The organism is Candidatus Leptovillus gracilis (assembly GCA_016716065.1).
Lineage (GTDB): Bacteria > Chloroflexota > Anaerolineae > Promineifilales > Promineifilaceae > Leptovillus > Leptovillus gracilis.
This window is the reverse complement of record JADJXA010000010.1, coordinates 73,404-93,221: the sequence shown is the minus strand read 5'-3', so window position 1 is coordinate 93,221 and position 19,818 is coordinate 73,404. Positions and strand designations below refer to the sequence as shown.

General features: G+C 57.3%; 19 protein-coding genes. 14 read left to right on the top strand and 5 right to left on the bottom strand.

The window, feature by feature from the left end:
• Window positions 1–175 precede the first annotated feature (175 nt).
• From IPM39_20790 to IPM39_20775, 4 genes are all read left to right on the top strand, one after another.
• Window positions 176–2,254 carry an ABC transporter substrate-binding protein gene (locus tag IPM39_20790; protein ID MBK8988473.1) on the top strand — a complete coding sequence of 693 codons (2,079 nt, stop codon included), beginning with the start codon at window positions 176–178 and terminating at the stop codon, window positions 2,252–2,254.
• Between the two features lie 245 nt (window positions 2,255–2,499).
• Window positions 2,500–3,564 (top strand): ABC transporter permease, encoded by a 1,065-nt coding sequence (locus IPM39_20785; GenBank protein MBK8988472.1) that lies wholly within the window; start codon window positions 2,500–2,502, stop codon window positions 3,562–3,564.
• A 17-nt stretch (window positions 3,565–3,581) separates the two neighbouring features.
• On the top strand, window positions 3,582–4,616 hold the full coding sequence (locus tag IPM39_20780; protein ID MBK8988471.1) for an ABC transporter permease: 1,035 nt from the start codon (window positions 3,582–3,584) through the stop codon (window positions 4,614–4,616).
• Window positions 4,617–4,849: 233 nt separating this feature from the next.
• A complete protein-coding gene (locus IPM39_20775; protein MBK8988470.1) occupies window positions 4,850–5,623 on the top strand; it encodes a c-type cytochrome in 774 nt (257 codons plus the stop codon).
• A 133-nt stretch (window positions 5,624–5,756) separates the two neighbouring features.
• On the opposite strand, the gene IPM39_20770 is transcribed toward IPM39_20775, so the two are convergent.
• Window positions 5,757–5,927 carry a hypothetical protein gene (locus tag IPM39_20770; GenBank protein ID MBK8988469.1) on the bottom strand — a complete coding sequence of 57 codons (171 nt, stop codon included), beginning with the start codon at window positions 5,925–5,927 and terminating at the stop codon, window positions 5,757–5,759.
• Window positions 5,928–6,062: 135 nt separating this feature from the next.
• Between IPM39_20770 and IPM39_20765 the strand changes: the two genes are divergently transcribed.
• Genes IPM39_20765 through IPM39_20750 form a run of 4 tightly spaced genes read left to right on the top strand, consistent with a single transcriptional unit; the run spans window position 6,063 to window position 8,847 of the window.
• A complete protein-coding gene (locus IPM39_20765) occupies window positions 6,063–6,773 on the top strand; it encodes a hypothetical protein (protein ID MBK8988468.1) in 711 nt (236 codons plus the stop codon).
• Between the two features lie 24 nt (window positions 6,774–6,797).
• Window positions 6,798–7,871, top strand: a complete 1,074-nt coding sequence (locus IPM39_20760; GenBank protein MBK8988467.1) for an ABC transporter permease — start codon at window positions 6,798–6,800, stop codon at window positions 7,869–7,871.
• Entirely contained in the window at window positions 7,868–8,686 is an 819-nt protein-coding gene (locus IPM39_20755; protein MBK8988466.1) for an ABC transporter permease, read from the top strand. Before IPM39_20760 ends, IPM39_20755 begins: the two co-directional genes overlap by 4 nt.
• Entirely contained in the window at window positions 8,686–8,847 is a 162-nt protein-coding gene (locus tag IPM39_20750; GenBank protein ID MBK8988465.1) for a hypothetical protein, read from the top strand. The genes IPM39_20755 and IPM39_20750 overlap by 1 nt, the downstream gene beginning before the upstream one ends.
• A 44-nt stretch (window positions 8,848–8,891) precedes the next feature.
• On the opposite strand, the gene IPM39_20745 is transcribed toward IPM39_20750, so the two are convergent.
• The 4 genes from IPM39_20745 to IPM39_20730 all read right to left on the bottom strand — a co-directional run bounded on the left by IPM39_20745 (window position 8,892) and on the right by IPM39_20730 (window position 13,243).
• Complete coding sequence (locus IPM39_20745; GenBank protein MBK8988464.1) at window positions 8,892–9,902, bottom strand: C40 family peptidase; 1,011 nt, start codon at window positions 9,900–9,902, stop codon at window positions 8,892–8,894.
• Window positions 9,886–10,947: a dipeptide epimerase gene (locus IPM39_20740; GenBank protein MBK8988463.1), complete on the bottom strand. Its 1,062-nt coding sequence runs from the start codon at window positions 10,945–10,947 to the stop codon at window positions 9,886–9,888. Before IPM39_20740 ends, IPM39_20745 begins: the two co-directional genes overlap by 17 nt.
• A 4-nt stretch (window positions 10,948–10,951) precedes the next feature.
• Entirely contained in the window at window positions 10,952–12,721 is a 1,770-nt protein-coding gene (locus IPM39_20735; protein MBK8988462.1) for an SH3 domain-containing protein, read from the bottom strand.
• Between the two features lie 111 nt (window positions 12,722–12,832).
• On the bottom strand, window positions 12,833–13,243 hold the full coding sequence (locus IPM39_20730) for a hypothetical protein (GenBank protein ID MBK8988461.1): 411 nt from the start codon (window positions 13,241–13,243) through the stop codon (window positions 12,833–12,835).
• A gap of 323 nt (window positions 13,244–13,566) precedes the next feature.
• Here IPM39_20730 and IPM39_20725 point away from each other — a divergent pair, with 323 nt between their 5' ends.
• The 6 genes from IPM39_20725 (at window position 13,567) to IPM39_20700 (ending at window position 19,817) form a co-directional block, all read left to right on the top strand.
• Window positions 13,567–14,607, top strand: coding sequence for a rod shape-determining protein (locus IPM39_20725; GenBank protein ID MBK8988460.1), 1,041 nt, complete (start codon window positions 13,567–13,569; stop codon window positions 14,605–14,607).
• Between the two features lie 76 nt (window positions 14,608–14,683).
• Entirely contained in the window at window positions 14,684–15,544 is an 861-nt protein-coding gene (gene mreC, locus IPM39_20720) for a rod shape-determining protein MreC (protein ID MBK8988459.1), read from the top strand.
• Window positions 15,545–15,550: 6 nt separating this feature from the next.
• Window positions 15,551–16,051 (top strand): rod shape-determining protein MreD, encoded by a 501-nt coding sequence (gene mreD, locus IPM39_20715; GenBank protein MBK8988458.1) that lies wholly within the window; start codon window positions 15,551–15,553, stop codon window positions 16,049–16,051.
• A gap of 13 nt (window positions 16,052–16,064) precedes the next feature.
• Entirely contained in the window at window positions 16,065–18,527 is a 2,463-nt protein-coding gene (gene mrdA / locus IPM39_20710) for a penicillin-binding protein 2 (GenBank protein MBK8988457.1), read from the top strand.
• Between the two features lie 64 nt (window positions 18,528–18,591).
• Window positions 18,592–19,299, top strand: a complete 708-nt coding sequence (locus IPM39_20705; protein MBK8988456.1) for an MSMEG_4193 family putative phosphomutase — start codon at window positions 18,592–18,594, stop codon at window positions 19,297–19,299.
• A 2-nt stretch (window positions 19,300–19,301) separates the two neighbouring features.
• A complete protein-coding gene (locus IPM39_20700; GenBank protein ID MBK8988455.1) occupies window positions 19,302–19,817 on the top strand; it encodes a DUF3090 domain-containing protein in 516 nt (171 codons plus the stop codon).
• Window position 19,818: the final 1 nt, after the last annotated feature.

Below are 19,818 nucleotides of genomic sequence, written 5' to 3'. Positions count from 1 at the left end.
TGTACTCATCTGGCAGATATTAAAAACTTGCCAGGTCTGCCTGAATGAACACATTTCTATGGTGAACCGCCAAGCCTTTATGAAAGGAGGTGATGCCTGAACAAAGTGCAGCTGACAAAAATTTACAAGCGTTAACGTTTTACTTTTATGCAAAATTTGGAGGAGGTTTAGTTAGATGTTTAATAAAAAAATGAGCCTGTTAGTGGCCTTGATGATGATTTTTGCTGTTTTGCTGGTGGCCTGTCAGCCAGAAACAGTTGAAGTCATCAAAGAAGTGCCCGTAGAAGTAACCCGCGTCATTACCGAAACCGTCACCGAAGCTGGTGAATCGGTGGAAGTGACCCGTGTTGTCACGGAACAAATTGTGGTAACGGCTACGCCGGAACCAGTTGCGCCCGTTAGCTTTGTCGCCCCGAATCCGGGCACGTATACCGAAATCTTGTTTGGCGATCCGGACACCCTGGATCCGAATCTTGCCTACGATACCGCCAGCAGCGGCGTGATCATGCAGGTGATGGAACCCCTGATTTTCTACAATCACAAAGACGCCACCTCTTACGTGCCTGTGTTGGCGATGGAAGTCCCCAGCCTGGATAATGGCCTGATTTCTGAAGATGGCCTCACCTACACCTTCAACATCCGTCCGGGTGTAACTTTCCACGATGGCGGTACGCTGGAAGCCCACGACGTGGCCTACACCTTCTGGCGTGGTTTGCTCCAGTCTGACCCCAATGGCCCGCAGTGGCTGTGGTTGGAACCCATCCTGGGTTACAGCAACTGCTACGACGTGACCGAAGGCATTGACCCAGAGTGTGCGATTGCCGGTGATCCTGACGCCGTGAAAGCGCTCGACGCCGACACGCTGGCCGGTGTATGCGAGGTTGTGAAAGCGGCCGTTGTGCCCGATGATGCGGCCGGCACTGTCACCTTCAACCTGGCCCAACCCTGGGGACCTTTCCTGTCCACAATGGCTGGCTTTAGCTACGTGCTGGATCAAGAATGGACCGCAGCCCAGGGTGACTGGGACGGCGATTGCGCCACTTGGCAGAATTACTATGCTCCTGGCGCCGAAAACAGCCCGATCACCGACAAAATCAATGGCACCGGCCCCTACATCCTGGATCATTGGACCCCCAACGAAGAGATCGTGATGGTCGCCAACGAGAATTACTGGCGTCCAGAAGGCGATCCAATGTGGGAAAATGGCCCCTCTGGCGTCGCCAAAGTCTCGACTGTTATTATCAAGAACGTCAGCGAATGGGGTACCCGCTTTGCTGCTTTGCAGGCTGGTGATGCTGAATGGGTCAGCGTTCCGCTGGAAAACTACACCCAGGTTGATCCGCTGGTAGGCGAAATCTGCGATTACCACACCGATGAATGCGTGCCCAGCGACAATCCGCAAGGGACATTGCGTGTCTGGCCCGATCTGCCCAGCGTCAGCCGTACAGACATCTTCATGAACTTCAATGTCGTCACCGATGACCAGGGCAACAACCCGTACATCGGCAGCGGTAAACTGGATGGCAATGGCGTTCCGGCCGACTTCTTCTCCGACATTCATGTGCGTCAGGCCTTCCGTGCCTGCTTCGATTATGACACCTACATCGCTGAGGCGTTGAATGGCAAGGGCATCCGCAATAATGGCCCCATCATTCAGGACATGCTCGGTTACAACCCGGATGGTCCGTACGTTCAGTTTGATATGGACATGTGCGCGTCTGAATTGGAAATGGCCTGGGATGGCGCTGTGGCCGAGAATGGCTTCCGCGTACAGGTTGTCTTCAACACCGGCAACACCACCCGCCAGATTATTGGTGAAATCCTGCAAGCCAATCTCAGTACCATCAACCCGGCTTACCAGGTTGAGATCGTAGGTGTGCCGTGGCCGACGCTGCTGCGCTCCTTCCGCGCCGCTCAACTGCCGCTGGCTGTCAGCGGCTGGGTCGAAGATATCCATGACCCGCACAACTGGGCGCAGCCGTTCACCGTTGGCACATTTGCCGGCCGCCAAAATCTGCCGCAAGATTTGGTAGACCAATTCAACGACCTGGTTACCCGCGGCGTGTTGGCCTCCGATCCGGTCGAACGTGAAGCTATCTACTTTGAATTGCAGCAGCTGCACTACGACACGGCCATCCAGATCACCGGCGCCCAGGCGTTGAGCAACCGCTACGAGCAACGTTGGGTGCAAGGCTGGTACAATCGGGTTGGCGCGTTTGCCCCCTATTACTACGCCATGAGTCTGGACGAGTAACAATACCAATGGCGTGATAACGCTTGCTCAACCAGGTCTGAACGATTGATTGTTTCAGACAAAACTGAGAAGCATTGTCTGCCCATGAACCCTTGGTGGAGCTTTGACATACACTGTATGCAAAGCTCCACCAACCCTTTTTAACAACTGAGAAACGTTTTACCACGTATGCCACGAATCAAATGGATTCATGGCATACGTGACAAAAGGTTTAGAAATTCCAATCCATTGGGAGGTCCTTCAGGATGACAGCCTACATACTTCGACGGCTTATGGTATTACCCATTATTTTGCTAGGGGTAACGCTTCTTATTTTTGCCATGTTGCAGGTGTTAGGGCCTGTAGAGCGTTCGGCATTATACGTGAAGGACCTGCCCCATTCCGATGCGGCATTGGATGCCATTATCAAGCGGTATGGCCTGAACGACCCGTTCTATAAGCAGTATTGGTCCTGGCTGGTCGGCCGGACAGACCCTATAAACGGTGAAACCATTGGTGGGGTTCTGCGCGGCGATTTAGGCTATTCGCGCACTGGGCGCGAGCCAGTGGTAGACACGCTCAAACGTCGCATTCCCATGACCATGGAATTGGCTCTATGGAGTATGTTTCCTATCGTGTTTATCGGCATCTGGTTGGGAATTAAAGCGGCCCTAAACCACAACAAATGGCCGGATCAGTTGGCGCGTATCATTGCGATTCTGGGTTATTCTTTCCCAACCTTTGTCTTTGGGTTGTTGGTGCTGTTGATATTTTATGCGAAATTAGGCTGGTTTCCTCCCGGACGTTTGTCTACGCAGTTCAGCCAACAAGTTCTCAAGCCAGAATTTGTGAACTACACCAGGATGATGAGCGTAGACGCCTTGCTAAATCTACGATTTGACATATTCCTGGATGCCTTGCGTCACCTGATTTTGCCAGTCATTACACTTTCTTATCTATCTTGGGCGCTGCTGCTGAAAGTGACGCGCTCCTCCATGTTGGAGGCGCTGCGCCAGGATTACGTAACCACAGCGCGGGCCAAAGGGTTGAGCGAGAAAGTGGTCGTAAACCGGCATGTGCGGAAAAATGCGTTGATCCCGGTGGCAACCATTGCCGGAGCAACCGTTGCCGGCCTTTTGAACGGCGTGGTCATTACAGAAACGATCTTTAACCTGCCGGGCATAGGGTCGGCGGCGGCGGCGGCGGCGTTGAGTCTGGACGTTCTAACAATGCTTGGTTTTGCTTTGTTTACAGCCAGTTTGTTCATCCTTGTCAACCTTCTAGTTGATATTTTGTATGGTGTTCTCGATCCCAGGGTACGCCTGGAGTAGTTTGTGGAGGTTAAAACATGAGTGCGAATGCTGCTTCTTCGCCTGTGCAACTTGAAGACGAATATTTGGATGAACAGAGTCGGCTGGAAAAGCTGTTGGGTCCGGAGTGGGCACGGCTCTTAAAAGGGATTGTCACCAATCCACTCTCGGTTGCTGGCCTGATCATTCTTACTGGTTTTATTCTCGTAGCCATATTTGCGCCTGTATTGGCCCCACCGATCAACGCCAACTGGAATACGCGGCTGGTGCCGCGGGCCGGATTCAGCGCCGAGCCACAGCCGCCAGGGACGCCTTGGGTACGAAACGCCCCGGAGACCATACCCTTTTGGTACGGTATTACGGGTCATGAGGAATGGGTTCATTTGATGGGTACTACCAGTGGTCAGTACGATATCTGGTATGGCGTTGTTTGGGGCAGCCGCACGGCGTTGTTTGTGGGTACGATGGTGGTAACAACATCGGCGCTAATCGGTATGCTTATTGGGGCCACGGCCGGTTTTTATGGCGGTTGGGTAGATGAAACGTTAATGCGTGTGGTAGAGATTTTTATCGCCTTTCCTTTCTTGGTGGCGGCCTTGATTCTGGCTTCGATTTTAGTGCCGATTTTCGGCCGAAGTATCTGGCCGGCTTCGATTGCGCTGATTGTTTTTGGCTGGACGGGCTATGCGCGTTTGCTGCGTGGTGACATCTTGTCTACCAAGGAACGGGATTATGTGCAGGCGGCGCGGGCCAGCGGTGCGCGTGACATTCACCTGATCACTCGACATATTTTGCCTAATGCGATTTACCCCACGCTGGTGGTCTTGTCGCTGGACATGGGGGCGATTGTATTGAGTTTTGCGGCGCTCAGCTTCCTGGGGATTGGCGTACAAGAAGGGTATGCAGACTGGGGGCAGCTTGTGAGTTTTGCCCGCTCCTGGATTCTGACGCTGGATAAACATTGGTACATCATTGTATTTCCGGGTTTGGCTCTTTTGTTTTACGGCATGGGCTGGAATCTGGTGGGAGATGCGCTGCGCGACATTCTTGATCCTAAAATGCGCGGAAGGTAGTTGGGCGGTCGGCTTGTTCTCCTCCATAGGAGTACGCCAAAACTGGGCAGCGAAACAGCTTGTTCGTTCGTATCTATACAGCCCATGTGGGATTGCACCGCGGAGACACGGAGGCTTTACAGGTTTAATCTCTGTGCCCTACGTGGTGAATTGTTACGTTCGTTCAAGCGTTGGCATGGTTATAAAACAGGCGGGCTGCTTCAGGTGGCCCGCTTTTATTTTTGTGGATTGTGATGATACGTAAATTGTTATTGTTCATTGGGCCGATCATGCTGTTCATGGCGGCGGCGATGGGGTTGGCTGCGCCATTTCCGGCAGTTCATGCTTTGCCGCCACCATCGGCGACGCCGATCCGTATGGCAACCGCGACTCCCACCCCTTTTGTTGTACAACCGACGCCGACAGTGGACCGGCTGGCGGCGCCGCCAACGGTGGAAAACCCGACGCAGGCGGACGAAGGGGCGTATTTGTATTGGTTATATTGCTTACCCTGTCATGGCGATGTGGGGCAAGGGCTTACGGATGAGTGGCGCGAGCAATACCCGGAGGAAGAGCAGTATTGTTGGAATTCGGGCTGCCATGGCAGCAATCCGCCGGAACCGCATGGTTTTTTGATTCCGACTGTGGTTCCACCGCTGGTGGGCGAAGATGGTCTGACGCGCTTTGATACGTTGGGCGAAGTGTATTATTACACACGGGGGGCGATGCCGCTGGAAATGCCGGGACGGCTGACCGATGAAGAGTATCTGGCGCTGACGGCTTTTTTGGCCCATAAACGGGGAATTTGGGATGGTACACCGCTGACAGAGCGTACTGTGTTGCAGATGCGTTTACGGCCGGAGGAACATCCGCCAATTGCTGCGGCGACGGTAACGCCAATGTCTACGGCCGTTTCTCCCACCACACCTGCCAATAAAACAGTGATACCCTGGCTGTTTGGCGGCGGGCTTCTGCTGGGCGCGGTGGCGGTTGTCGGAGGGGTCAGGCGATGGCGTCGCTCCAAATAAACGATCGGGGAAAAGGGGGCGCGGGGTTGTTGTCCGACGGTGAATCTGTTCGGCCGGTGAACGATAGACTGGCCGTTTTAAATGGCCTGATGGTTGGCCTGTTTATCTCGTTGGGGGTGTGGGGGCCGCAGGTCTACTCGCTGGGCAATCTGCCAGTAACGCTAAAATATGGCAGCATTTTGTTGTCTGGCCTGCTAATTATGGGGCTGGGTGGCTTAACCGGTTGGGTGACGGCGCGAATTGGGCGCAGTGTGGTGACGGTGTTGTTGTGGTTGGTGACGGCCGTTCTCTCTTCCTTCATCATTAGCTTCCAACCGTACCAGATACGTACTCTGACGGTGTGGTTGGTGAACCGTAACTTTTGGGGTCTCAATGTTTATCCCTTTGTAGACCTTTCTGCCTTAGCCATCATCAGCATTGTGGTGGCTGGTTTTTTCTCATGTTGGCGGCGGTGGTGCTGGCCGTGTTTCAAGAGGTCCGGCTATTTGGTTTGCAGGCCGAAATGGGCGACGGCCGTTGGCCCAACGCCCAGGTCTGGAAAGGCTTGCTGCTGCCCATGCCCATCGTTCTCCTGGCTGCCTTCCTCACCACCCAGATCATGGGCAGCAGCTCCTGGCAGGCCGTGCCTCTGGTTCACCAGGCCATCGAACGCAGCCGTGGTTATGAGGGCGACCTGTTTGCATTGAGCCGGCGCGAGGGGGTGAATTACAACGCCTTAAAAGGGGTGCGGGAGCTGTTAGGCCCAGACTACATGCTGACCCTGAGCGAGATTGACGCTGTGTCAACAACAACCAACGTCACGGCCGTATTCACCGCTGGCGGCTGGATCAACTGCCGGGTTGTCAACGAACAGTTGTCCCACTGCTACGATGCCTCACCACCCTACACCAGTGGCCTCATCGGACTGCTCACCGGCCAGACAGAGCCGGAAGATTGTGGCGATTGTTTCCCCAACCCAGAGCCACAGGCGCAAGCCTGGCTCGACGCCCACCGGATGCAGTTTGGCGCAGCGCCGGTGGTGCAGCGGCAAGCGCAGTATGGCAGTTATGTTATCATGACAATCACGTCTGAGGACGGCCGTCAGTCGGCCGACTGCCTGTTCCGGGGCGTCAGCAATGTGCGGCTGGTGGGCTGCGACGAAACGCCCTGAGCCAAAACCGGTCGAGGTGCAGCCATGACCCCTTTTCAAAAGTACCTGTTGGGTAGATTGATCACCATCCCCATCACCCTGCTCATCATCACCATGTTCCTCTACGGCATTATCCTGTTGGCGCCGCCGAGTGAGCGGGCGGCGCTTTATTTGCCGCCGCGCCTACCCAGCCGCCTGACGCCGGCGCAAATCGCCTTCGAGTTGGAGCGGATTGCCGCCGAGCAAGGCATGAATGATCCATATTGGGTACAGTACGGCCGTTGGGCGCAAAATTGGCTGAGTGGCTATTGGGGATGGAGTCCGACGTTGGGCAGCGAAGTACGGCCGGTGTTGTTGGCGCGCACGGCCGTTACCCTGGAGCTTACCTTCTATTCTCTGCTGCTGTTTATCCCCCTGGGTTTATTCAACGGCGTCGTGGCCGGATGGCGGCCCGGCGGTTGGGGTGACAGCCTGTTTCGCCTGACTGCATTTATCGGTGCGTCTATTCCTCCTTATATCCTGGGGCTGATTTTATTGTCTGTCTTTTACGTCGGACTGCGCTGGTTCCCCCCAGGGCGCTCCAGCATTCCCGGCCTTAGCCTTAGCAGTTCCACCTTCATCGCTCACACTGGTTTTCTGACGCTAGATGGGCTGTTGAACGGCCGTTTAGATGTCACCCTCAACGCCTTTCGCCATCTGGTCTTGCCCGTTTTTACACTGAGCCTGCTGCATTGGTCCACCCTGGGGCGTGTCACCCGTGCCCTCATCATCGAAGAAAAAGACAAAGATTACGTCTTATCTGCCCGCGCGCGTGGCCTGCGGCAGCGCTCCATTGTCTGGCGGCACACCTTCCGCAACACTGTTTCCCCCGCCCTGACCAGCACAGCACTTTCGGCCGCGGCCATCATCACCGGCGTTTATGTCATTGAGGTGATCTTCGGCCTGAAAGGATTATCGGAACTGTTGGTCATGGGCATGTCCGGCGTGCCCGATGCCCCCCTGACCCTGGCTTTCGCCGTCTACAGCGTCTTGCTGGTCATCCCCATCATGGTCTTGCTGGACATTCTCAAAGCCATCGCCGATCCCCGCGACCGCGAGGCAGCCGAGGCATCACGATGATCGCCTGGCGTAGGTTTTTCCGACGTAAGCAAAACTGGCTGGCTCTTTTACTAGTCGGTGGATTCCTATTTGTGGCTTTGGCCGCGCCCTGGCTGGCCCCGCCAGATAACCCGGCTAACCCATCGCCCTTTAAAAGCGTCAACCGCACATTTGATCGACTACCGCAGCCGCCCGGCGGCGACAGTCCTCTTGGTTCGGTGGGGCAGTTGGCGAATCTGGCCCGATTTGGCTTCACGCCGGGCCAGGACCGCTTTGAGCAGTGGGATGTTTTTTACACGCTGATATGGGGCACGCGGTCAGCTTTGCGGTTTGGACTGACGGTGACGCTGACAACGGCCGTTTTGGGGCTGCTCATCGGCCTGATTTCCGGCTACGCGGGCGGCATTGTGCAGCAAGGACTGATGCTCTTTACCGACGCCTTTCTCACCTTTCCGGTTATCGCCGCTGTCTGGCTTTTTCAGCGACTTCTTTTCGGTCGTATTTTCAACCCGCTGACACTGCCGGAGATGTATCTCGGGTGGGAGCGGGCTTTTATCTGGCTGGACCTGGACCCCATCATGCTGGCGCTGATCCTGTTTGCCTGGATGCCCTACGCACGGCTGGTTAACGGCATGGTCATCCAGCAAAAGCAGGCCGATTATGTAACAGCCGCGCGCGCCCTGGGCGCCAGTCATCGGCGCATAATCTGGCGACACTTACTACCCAACGTCATCTCACCGGCCATTGTGTATGGGGCCAGAGATGTGGGTGGTTCCGTGATCTTGGCCTCGGCCTTTATCTTCATCGGCTTCGGCGGCAGTGTGACCTGGGGGTGATGCTGGTAGCCTCCCGCGACTATATCATCGGATTGGGGGGCAATCCACTGGCTTATTGGTGGACGTTTATCCCCATTTCACTGGCGCTGGTTTTGTTTGGCATTGGTTGGAACTTGTTGGGTGATGGGTTAAATGACTTGCTGAACCCGCGTCGCCAGTAAGTAGGTGCGTCGGGCGTCTTTGGCGACATTTAACGCCTGACGTTTTATAAGAATGACCGCGCCCCGACGTAAATATCGCGCAGGTAGGCGGCCGCTTGCACATCGTCTATGTACACGCCGTTGCGCAAACGGGAGGAGTGGATGGCGCGCCAGCCGCCCAGGCTGATGCCCACGTGGGAGATGGCCCGGTGGCCCCGCTCGCTGCCAAAAAAGAGGAGGTCGCCCGGCTGGAAAGGGGGTTCTATCGGTTTACCGGCGCCGAACTGCATGTCGGCATCGCGGGGGATGGTGACACCGGCCAGGCGGTGGGTGAGTTGGGCAAAGCCAGAACAATCTATGCCCAAAGCGGTGCAGCCGCCCCACAGATAGGGCACGCCCATGAGGCTGTGGGCGGCGGTGATGATGGTCTGGCGACGGCCGTTTTCATCTTCGGGCACATCGGTTAAGCCGCGCAAATAACCGGCCTGTACCCAGCCACTTTTGCCATCGGCCAGCCCAAGCTGCGCCCATTGGTCGTGGATGGTGGCGACAGATACGGCCGTGCCCGCCAACATCCGCCCCACCAATTCCGCCGCGTTATCCGGCGCGGCGCGCAGCACGGCAATCGGTTCAACCACCATATGGGTCGGCGGCGGCGGAGCTTGCTCTGTCAGATAAGCGCGGTACGCCCAGCCTAAATAACCATTATCCGTCTGCCGCACAAAGGCCCATTCCTTCTGCTCCAGCAAAATTTCAATCTCCCAGCCATGCAAAATCTGGGTCATGCGCTCAGCGCGCCACGACGGTTCATCCTGAACGCTGGTCACGTTGGTGCTGACGGCCAACACGCGCGGCGGCGTCTGGCTGAGAAATTTCACCTTGTGCGTATCAAAAGTCGTCGTTGGGAACTGCGCCACCAGGTCTGCCTGCACTGCGGCCAACCCGGCCGCATCCAACACAACCCCAGAAAGCGCACAGACGCTCCGTTCCAGGCTGTCCACGTCTAGCTGGCAATAATGCAGGCGGGTATCCCGTTGGGCAAAATCATTTAAAGCGGCCTCAATTTTCTCTAACAAAACTGCTTTCTCCCGCAATGCGTCGCACAACCCCAATGCCAGGGCGCGACGGCACATGAATGTCTAGAGACTGATTATAGCGCAAGCCATCAAACGGGTCATTGGCAATCAGCAGCGGCGCGTCCAGGTCTATCCATTCAGCCAGACCGCTCAGGTGGGCCATGGCCGTTGTGCCCAACGATGTTTCCACCATGCAGCCCAACATCACCCGCAGCCCTAATTCCTGCGCCCGCCGCAGCAAACGCAGCCCCGGGGCCAGCCCGCCCACTTTCATCAGCTTCAGGTTGATGCCTTGCACCCCGGCCGCCGCCAACGCCTCGACGTTCGCCAGCGTTTGCACCGATTCGTCGGCCACCACCGGCACGCGGGTGTGGGCCTGCACGTAACCCATGCCTTCGATGTCCTCTTTGGCCGTCGGCTGCTCGATGAGTTCCAGGTTAAACGGCTCCAGAGCAGCCACGTGGCGCACAGCTTCCGCGGCGCTCCAACCGGCGTTGGCGTCCACGCGCAGGCGGGCGTCTGGCCGGGCGGCGTGAATGGCGGCGATGCAGGCGACGTCATCGTCGCCGCCTAATTTCACTTTGATGATGGGGTAGCTGCCTACCTGCCGGGCCATCTCGGCCATTTTCTGCGGCGTATCCAGGCTGATGGTGAAGGAGGTGGGCATGGGTTCCGGGCGCGGCAGGCCGAGCAGTTGGTACAACGGCCGTCCACGCAGTTTGCCAATCCGATCATGCAGGGCCAGGTCCAGGGCGGCGCGGGCCGGCGCGGGGCCGTCGTCGCCCACCCAGGCGGGGATGTCGGCCGGGTCATCGGGGAAAGGGCTGGGGGAATGGGCGGCGGTTTGCCAGACGGCCGTCAGCGCCTCATCGGGAATGCCATAATAAGCCGGGATCGTGCCCTCGCCCCAGCCTTCATCATTCGCCAGCCGCAGCCAAAACGCCTGCCGCGTCTCGCTGACGCCATAGGAAATGCGAAATGGATTGCGCAGCTGTAAGGTGATGGCTTCCCAGGTTAACCGGGGGAATGTTGTTGTGTTATTCATGTCTTTACCACCCTTTACGCGCCGGGAAGGTCTGGCAGTGGAAAGCCTCGCCGGTGACGTCTGTCATGCAAAATTCGACGGCCGTGCTGGTATATGGCTGGCTGCCCACCCGCGTAAATTCGACGATGAGCAGCCCCAGGCCCAATTCCGCGCCATTGACATAATTGGGCTGCACCTGATCGGTTTCTGGCAGCAGGCGGGCGCGCAGGAAGGCGGTTTCGCCGCGCACGCCGGTGTAAACGTGGTAAACCTGGGTGATGAGGCTGCCGCCGGTATCCTGGGCGACAAAATTGTAAAACTCATTCACCGGCGCGGGGATGGTGGCGGCGATGGGCAGTGATGGGCCAACGGCCGTATCCGCCGGGCGCACCACATCGGTATAAATCCAACCTGTCAGGCCATCGGGCAAGATGACGTTGTACCAGGTGGCGTCGGTATTGCGGCCAACGGCCGTTACCCGGGTCCCCTGTGGCGGAAAAGCGAGAATCTGATAATTGATGCCCGGCCCGGCGCGCAAAAAGGCGGCGGCGGCCGTAATTTGCATCGGCACTGGCGTGGGCGAGACCGTGGGTGTGGGCGACTGCGTGGCCGTTGACGAAGCCGTTGGCGCTACGGTCAGCGTTGGCGCTACGGTCAGCGTTGGCGCTACAGTCAGCGTTGGCGCTGCGGTCAGCGTGGGCGACATGGTCGGCGTGGGCGACATGGTCAGCGTGGGCGACATGGTCGGCGTGGGCGACAAGATGGCAGCCGGTGTTAAGGTGGTGGTGGGCGTCACCGTCGGTATGGCGGGGAAATCTGTGGGCGCAATGACCGGCAGCGTGGCGGGGGATACGGCCGTTTCTGTGGCTGGCTCAGGGGTGGTTGTGTTGTCCGCCGCGCCAACGGCGCGGGTAGGCGCGGCCCCCACCGCCGCAAACCCATCGCGCAGCACGTACAACCCACCGGCGACCAGGAGCAACAGCAGCAGCAGCGCGGCGATAAGCACGCCGCGCCGGTTGGCCGGGGCAGCCGGGACAATTGGGGCAGCGGCCGTATCCGCGTCTGGCGTGGATTCAGCCGACAAGGCGACAGGCAGTGGGGCAAGTTTGGCGGCGGAAACGGCCGTCAGCACCCAGCCATCTTGCGCTTCACTGGCCCGTTTTTGCCAGGAAGCATCGGCCGATTGGGCATAAGCAAACCATTCTTGCACAGTCAGACGGCCGTCGCGGTCACTGTCGGCCGCCAGATGGCGCAGCCCATCGGTCAGTGTGCGGATGAAGGTGGATGGCGCGGCCGGGGGCGCGGGCTGCGCCGCCAGCAGCAGGACCTGCCCTGGTCCGGTCAGCGATTGCGCCACCCGGCGGGCGGCGTCGGCGGCGGGCGCGCCATCCAGCCGACTGTGGCAGCAGTCTAACACCACCACTGTTTGCGCCGGGCAGTACGCCAGCCGCCGCCGGATAAACTCCATCTGGATGGTCGTGGCGTCCAGGTAGGTTTCGCTGAACGTGTCGGCCGCTGCCAGGTACACGTCGCTCTGGTCCAGCAGGCAGTGGCCGGAAATAGTGAGCAGGATCAGGTCATCGGCGGTGAGGGGTTGTTCCAGAAAGGCGGCGATGGCGAGCTGCACATCCACGGCCGTTTGGTCTAGCAAGGTGTGGACGGCAGCAAAACGGCCGTGCTGCCTATCTTGCAGCACATCGGCCAGGGCGGCCACTTCCGCAGCCGCATGGGGGACAGACAGGCGGTCGTCCTGGTAAGAGGTGTGGGCAATGAGCAGCGCGAGTCGTTGAGACATGCCGCTATTTTACTGGACTTTCAGAGAAGGGCGAACCAGGACCCGTATTCGGTAATCCGCATTCCGTAGGGCGCTGCCTCTGGCAAATGCCAATGGGAAATTGACGATTATTCACTCTTCATCCGGCACAGCCGGTTGGTCCATGCGGATAACCTCGCCGTGGACGTTGATGATGATGCGGAAGCCCAACATGCCCAACATGTCGCGGGCCTGGGCGGGAATGCCCTGGGCGATAATCTGGTTCATGTCTATGTTGCGTAGGGAAGCATCTACGGCCGCTTTGGTGAACAGATCATCTTTGCCCATCATGTTGAGCATTTGCTCTACGGCCACGTCTTTATTGCTTTCCAACTGTTGTAAAAAAACGCCCAAAACCTGGCGGTCTACACTTTCTGAATCAATGTGCCGCAAAAAACCATCATCATCAATGACATAATGGGCATCACTGCCGATCAGACGGGTGGGTACGGGGTGGTCCCACTCGTCGTACACCAATCCGGCGAAAAGCGCTTGTTGTGCCATCTGTTCTATCCTTTGGGTCTGTCGCAATTTGTCAGGTCTAAATTGACCCACGAATGATACGTTAGCTTAAATCATACAAACTTATGGGCGGTTAACCAAGAAATAATCATACAATTCCTACGTCACTCGTTAGATGTCGCGCGTCACCCTTTGCTGGATAAGATTTCCGGTTGGTGGCATTTGTGGGCGTTTATGAGGGCAAGTTAGAGAATGCGTGCAGGGCAAAAGGCGTATGGTATAATCGTCGCTTGGTTGATTTCGGGAAGAGACAACCATATTTTTGGGAAATAAGGTAACAAACGTTGTTTAGACCACTCGATTGGCTGCTAGGCCTGTTTTCATTAGACATTGGCATTGATCTGGGCACGGCCAATACCCTGGTTTACATTCGTGACAAGGGGATTGTGATTAACGAGCCTTCCTGGGTCGCCATTAATAAGCGGACCAGACGGCCGTTAGCCATTGGGGCCGAAGCGCGCGAAATGGTGGGGCGGACGCCGGGTGATATTGTGGCGATACGGCCGTTACGCGACGGCGTGATCTCTGAGTTCGAGATCACCGAAGCCATGCTCAAATACTTCATAGACAAAGCCCACGAACAGATGATTGTGCCCTTTCCCCGGCCGCGCGTCGTGGTGGGCATCCCCAGCGGCGTGACCGAAGTGGAAAAACGGGCCGTCTACGACGCCACCATCTCCGCCGGAGCGCGTGAGGCTTTTCTGATCGAAGAGCCGATGGCAGCGGCCATTGGCGCCGGGCTGCCGATCATCGAATCACGCGGCAGCATGATTGTAGACATCGGCGGTGGCACGACCGAAGTAGCGATATTTGCCATGGGCGGCATCGTCGTCAGCCGCTCCATCCGCGTGGCCGGCGACGAAATGGATGAAGACATCATCCAATACGTGCGCAGCAAATATAATTTACTGGTCGGCGAACGTATGGCCGAGCGCGTCAAAATCGGCATTGGCTCCGCCTTTTCACTGCCCGAAGAGCGCACCATGACGGTGCGCGGACGCAACCTCATCAACGGCCTGCCGCAAGCGGTGGAAATCAGCAGTATCGAACTGCGCGAAGCGATGGGGCCGTCCATCAACATCATCGTCGATACCGTGCGCGACGCCCTGGACGATACGCCGCCGGAACTGGTGGCCGACCTGATGGAAGTGGGCGTGTGCCTGGCCGGCGGCGGCGCGCAAATTCGCGGGCTGGCCGAACGGGTGGAAGACGTGGTGAAGATGCGGGTGTGGGTGGCCGAAGATTCGATGACGTGCGTGGCGCGCGGCGCTGGGCGCGTGCTGGAAGACCTGAACAACTATTCGCGTGTTCTGGTTGGAACCCATCGCGGCAGCACCCACCACTAAAACGAGGAACTGAGAACGATGAACAGGGAACGCATTCTGACGTTCGTGGCTCATCGTTCATTGTTCAGAGTTTAAGATGAACCTTAATGATGCGCCGCAGCGGATTCGGTGGATAACGATAGCAGTTCTGGTGGGTATAGCCGTGCTGCTGTCTATTTTAGACGCCACCGGCAATCTGGACGCTGCATTCCGTGTGCTGCGTGACCCGTTTACGGCCGTACTCAACCTCTCTTCTGGTGGCTCAGATACCCTGGCCGGGGCGCTGGCTGGTCCGCGTGATCTGCAAACCGCCCGCGCTGAACTGGCTCTGCTGCAATCGCAAGTAGAAGAATTGGAGCGCCAAAACGAAGAACTGCGCGAAATCCAGGGTGAATACCAACTGCTGCTAGACTTGTTTAACCGCGCTCGCCAAACCCCCGAATATACCCGCCAGATCGCCTCGGTTATCGGCCGCGACCCCAGCCCCGCCATTCGCAGCATCATCATAGACAAAGGAACCGACGACGGCGTGCGCGTGGGCATGCCCGTAGAAAGCGCGCGTGGGCTGGTGGGACGAGTTTATCGCGCCACGGCCCGCTCGGCCCAGGTGGCGCTGATCACCGACAACGCCAGCGCTGTGCCGGCCCGGCTGGGCAGTTCTCGCGCCACCGGTGTGCTGCGCGGCGGCGCGTTAGGCGGTTCTTTGTTGATGGATTGGATTGATCTGAAGTATCAGGTGGCTATTGGCGAAGTAGCCCTGACTTCTGGGCTGGGGGGTGAATTTCCGTCGGGCATTGTCATTGGCCGGGTGATTGAAGTAAACCGCAGCGAGGCGGAATTGTCGCAGCGGGCGCTGGTGCAGCCGGCCACCGATTTTGATTCATTGGAACTGGTGTTTGTGATCATTGATTTTCAGCCTTTGGACGTGGATATTTTTACCAATCCAGGGGGGAATTAGGCAGCAATGCGCGCAACCATCTATGTGGCGATTCCGGTGATGCTGCTGTTGGCGATAGTGCAAACGGCCGTGCTTACGCGTTTTCCTATCTTCGGTCTGACGCCGCAAATCTCCCTGTTGGTTGCCCTGAGCTGGTTTCTGCTGCATGGCGTGGAGGAGGGCGTGGCCTGGGCCTTCATCGCCGGGATGAGCCTGGATTTGTTCTCCATTGGGCCGTCAGGGTCCACCGCCCTGGCCTACATGGTCGCCGTCCTGGCCGTGGCCGGTCTTTTGCGCGTCTTGCCACAGAGCCATTTTTTTGTGCCGCCCATGATGGCGGCTATCAGCAGCATTGTCTATTTGATTGTCTACCTGCTGCTTTTGCAGCTTTTTGGTTTTGCGCCGTCGGCGGAAACGGCCGTTAACCTGGCTCCCATCATCCTGCTAAACGCCGGGTTCATGCTGCCCATATACTGGCTGGTCTACGCCATAGACCGCCGGGTACATCCCCGCCGGGTAGAACTATAGCGAGGTAACACCTATGTCACACATGGGTTGGGAACGCATTGAAGAGTTAGAAGAACAAGAAAATGTAGACGTTGGGCTGCGCGGCCGTCTCTACTTCCTCCGCGCTCTGATCATCATCATCCTCAGCCTGCTGCTGTACCGCGTCTATTGGCTGCAACAAAATCGCGGCCCCGATCTGCAAGCCTTAGCCACAGACAACCAGATTGCCACCCTCCGAACCACCGCCCCGCGCGGTGTCATGTTCGACAGACACGGCGAACCACTGGCCGTCAACTTGCCCAGCTACAACGTCACCATCACCCCAGCCTTCCTGCCCTCCGATCCGGCCGAACGCCGCGCCGTGTTTGAACGCCTCTCCCTGCTGACCGGCGTACCTGTTACCAATACCCTACAACAGCAAATCCTCATCGAAGCAGCCAGCCCTGAACTGGTCAACACCTACAGCCGGCTGGCAGACATCTACGGCGCCGATGTGCAAGAAACATTGGACAGGGCGGGTATCGTCGAACAACTGCCCAGCAGCATTGAAGCCATCTGGCGCGAAAACAGCTTCGCCCAATACCTGCCGGCCACCATTGCCGCCAACGTGCCGGTGACGTTGGCCTATACCATCGAGCAAGAAAGCATCTTCCTACCCGGCGTGCGCGTTATTCAGGAGCCGCTGCGTTATTACCCCTCCGGCGAACTGACCTCGCACATCATGGGCTTTATGGGACCCATCCCCAATCAGGGCTGGATTGACATTTTAGGCTACCAACGCAATGACCGCGTAGGCTGGTCTGGGTTGGAATCTTCCATGGAGATTGAGCTGGCCGGCAGCAAGGGGCGGCGACAAATCGAACAGGATTGGACCGGGCGCGAAGTGCGCCAAATCGGCAGCGCCATCGAACCGCAGGCTGGCTTAAATTTGCACCTGACGCTGGACATGGAACTGCAACGCGAAGCGGCCGAAATCTTACGGCAATACATGGTGGAAGATTCACACACTGTACGTATTGACAACATAACCGGCCAGCGTTCGTTCCCGGAAGTTGAACAAGGGGTTGTCGTGGCGATTAATCCCCAAACCGGCGAAGTTCTGGCGATGGTCAATTTTCCCACGTTTGATAACAACCGCTTTGCCAGCGAAGTGCCGGTGGAGTACTACCTCAGCCTGGCGCGCAACGATTACACGCCCCTGGTGAACCATGCCATTAGCGGCACATACCCGCCGGGTTCCACCTTTAAGATGGTTCCGACAGCCGCCGCTTTGCAAGAAGGAACCATTTCCGCGTCGCGCTTTTTGTTCGATCCGGGACAGATCGAAATTGCCAACCGTTTTGCGCCCAACGACCCCGGCCGGGCACAGATTTTTGTCTGTTGGAACCGGGAAGGTCATGGTCTGATGAACGCGGTGCTGGCGCTGGCCAATTCATGCGACGTTTATTTCTACAAAGTGACCGGTGGGTTCGACCAGGATGGAGAGTATGTTGAAGGGTTGGGGGTAGACCGCATTGCCAGATACGGCCGTCAGTTCGGCTACGGTCGGGTTCAGGGGATCGAACTACCATTAGAAGCGGCCGGCAACCTGCCCCCCTCACGGGACTGGAAGGCGCAAATCTATGGTGAACCCTGGTCCACCGGCGATGATTACAACCTGGGCATTGGGCAAGGTTTTGCCACCGCCACCCCATTACAGGTGGTGCAAATGGCCGCTGTTATCGCCAATGGTGGCTTTTTATACCGGCCGACGATTATCAACCATATGACCGATGAAGATGGCAACGTGGTGGTGGTAGACGACGATGGCAGCATTGTCGCCCGCGCCCACCCGGGGGCAAATGGCGAAACGGTGCTGCTAGACGCGGCCGGCAATCCCCTGAATGACCCATCCATCAATATCCAGTTCGATGCTGACGGCAACTTTGTTTACCAACCGGAAGTAATTGATTCATTGGACGTGGATCGTGAGCATCTGGAAATTATCGCGGAAGGGATGCGTCGGGTTAATTCGGTGGATGCAGAAGGGCGGCCGGCCGGTACAGGGACGACTTATGTGACCTGGCTGGCGGATGTAGGGTTGGTGACGGCCGGTAAAACCGGTACGTCTGAGTATTGCGACAATATCGCCATTAAACGGGGCTGGTGCCGCTTTGAAGAACGCGCCATTCAGCCCACCCACGCTTTTTTTGTGGGCTATGCCCCGCTGGAGAATCCCGAAATTGCGGTGATGGCTTTTATCTTCAACGGCGGCGAGGGGTCACAGTGGGCGGCGCCGGTTGCCTGCCACGTGATGGCTTCTTATTTTGACATGGGCCAATATGCCGATAACCTGACGGCGGCGGAGTGGCAGGAAGCTTTGCGCCAGGAGAACCGGGTCTGCAATACGTTTATCGAAGGGCAGGCGCGCTGGTTTGTGCCAATTGTGGAGCCGTTGTCATTTGCGCCTGAACCGGAAGATGAGGTGATCTTGCCGCAGACCATTCAACAGCCGTAAAGCGGCGCACATCCGGCTGACGGCAGGCGTACCGTTGCCTGTTTAAATGTGCTATCATTGAGACATGGCAACCATTATTCTCGTCCGTCATGGTGAAAACGATTGGGTCAAAAAGCAGCGGTTGGCCGGTTGGATTCCTGGCGTACACCTGAATGAAAACGGCCGTCTCCAGGCCCAACATGCCGCCGAACGATTGTCTGTTTTGCCGGTGAAGGCCATCTACAGCAGTCCGGTCACTCGCTGCATGGAAACGGCCGTGTCCATCGCCCAGCCCCACAACCTGCCTGTTATCGAATGTCCCGAAGTGGGTGAAGTGCGCTATGGGCGGTGGGAAGGGCAAAAAATTAAAAAGCTGTTCAAAGACCCCACCTGGCACGCGGTGCAGCATTACCCCAGCCGCTTCCGTTTCCCCGAAGGCGAAGCCCTACGCGAAGTACAGTTTCGCGCTATCCAGGCGCTAGAGGCATTGAGCGCCCGGCACGAAAAGGAAACCATCATCGTCGTCTCTCACGCCGACGTCATCAAACTTGTATTGGCCTACTATTTGGGCGTCCACGTAGATTTATTTCAGCGCATTGTCATCGCGCCCGCTTCGGTTAGCATCCTGGCGTTAATGCCCAATGGCGGTATGCGGGTGGTACGCCTGAATGATGATGGGCCGTTGCAGCCGCCTAAGGCGGAAGCAGAAAAGGCAACGGCCGTTACCGCCAGTCAATATCCACCCATTCAAACAGACAACAATTCCGACTACCACGAAGTGAAAGAGGCGTAAGCATGGCCCACCATATCGAACTCAACCCGGTCCACCACCTGACCATTGGCGCTCTGGGCGAACCCGGCCAACGCACGTTTTATTTACAAGGTGGGCAGGGCACGCAAGTTGTGACTCTGGTTATTGAAAAAGAACAGGCAGCCATGCTGTCTGGCAGCTTTGAATCTTTGTTGGCCGAATTGAACCAAAAACATCCCCTGGAAACCCGGGAATCCCAAGAGCCGATCTGGACGGATTTACGGCTGCGGCAGCCGGTGGAAGCGTTGTTCCGCGTGGGCCACATGGGGTTGGGCTACAATGAAGACAGCGACCAGATCGTTCTGGTGGCCTACGAGTTGGTCGAGGAAGAAGAAGAGCCAAACGTCGTTAGCTTCTGGGCTTCGCGCAACCAGGTTCAATCGCTTATTCGGCATACGGTAGAAGTGGTGCGCGCCGGCCGACCGATTTGTGGCAACTGTGGCCGGCCCATTGACGCCGATGGGCATTTTTGCCCTAATCGGAACGGGCATATCCATTAGT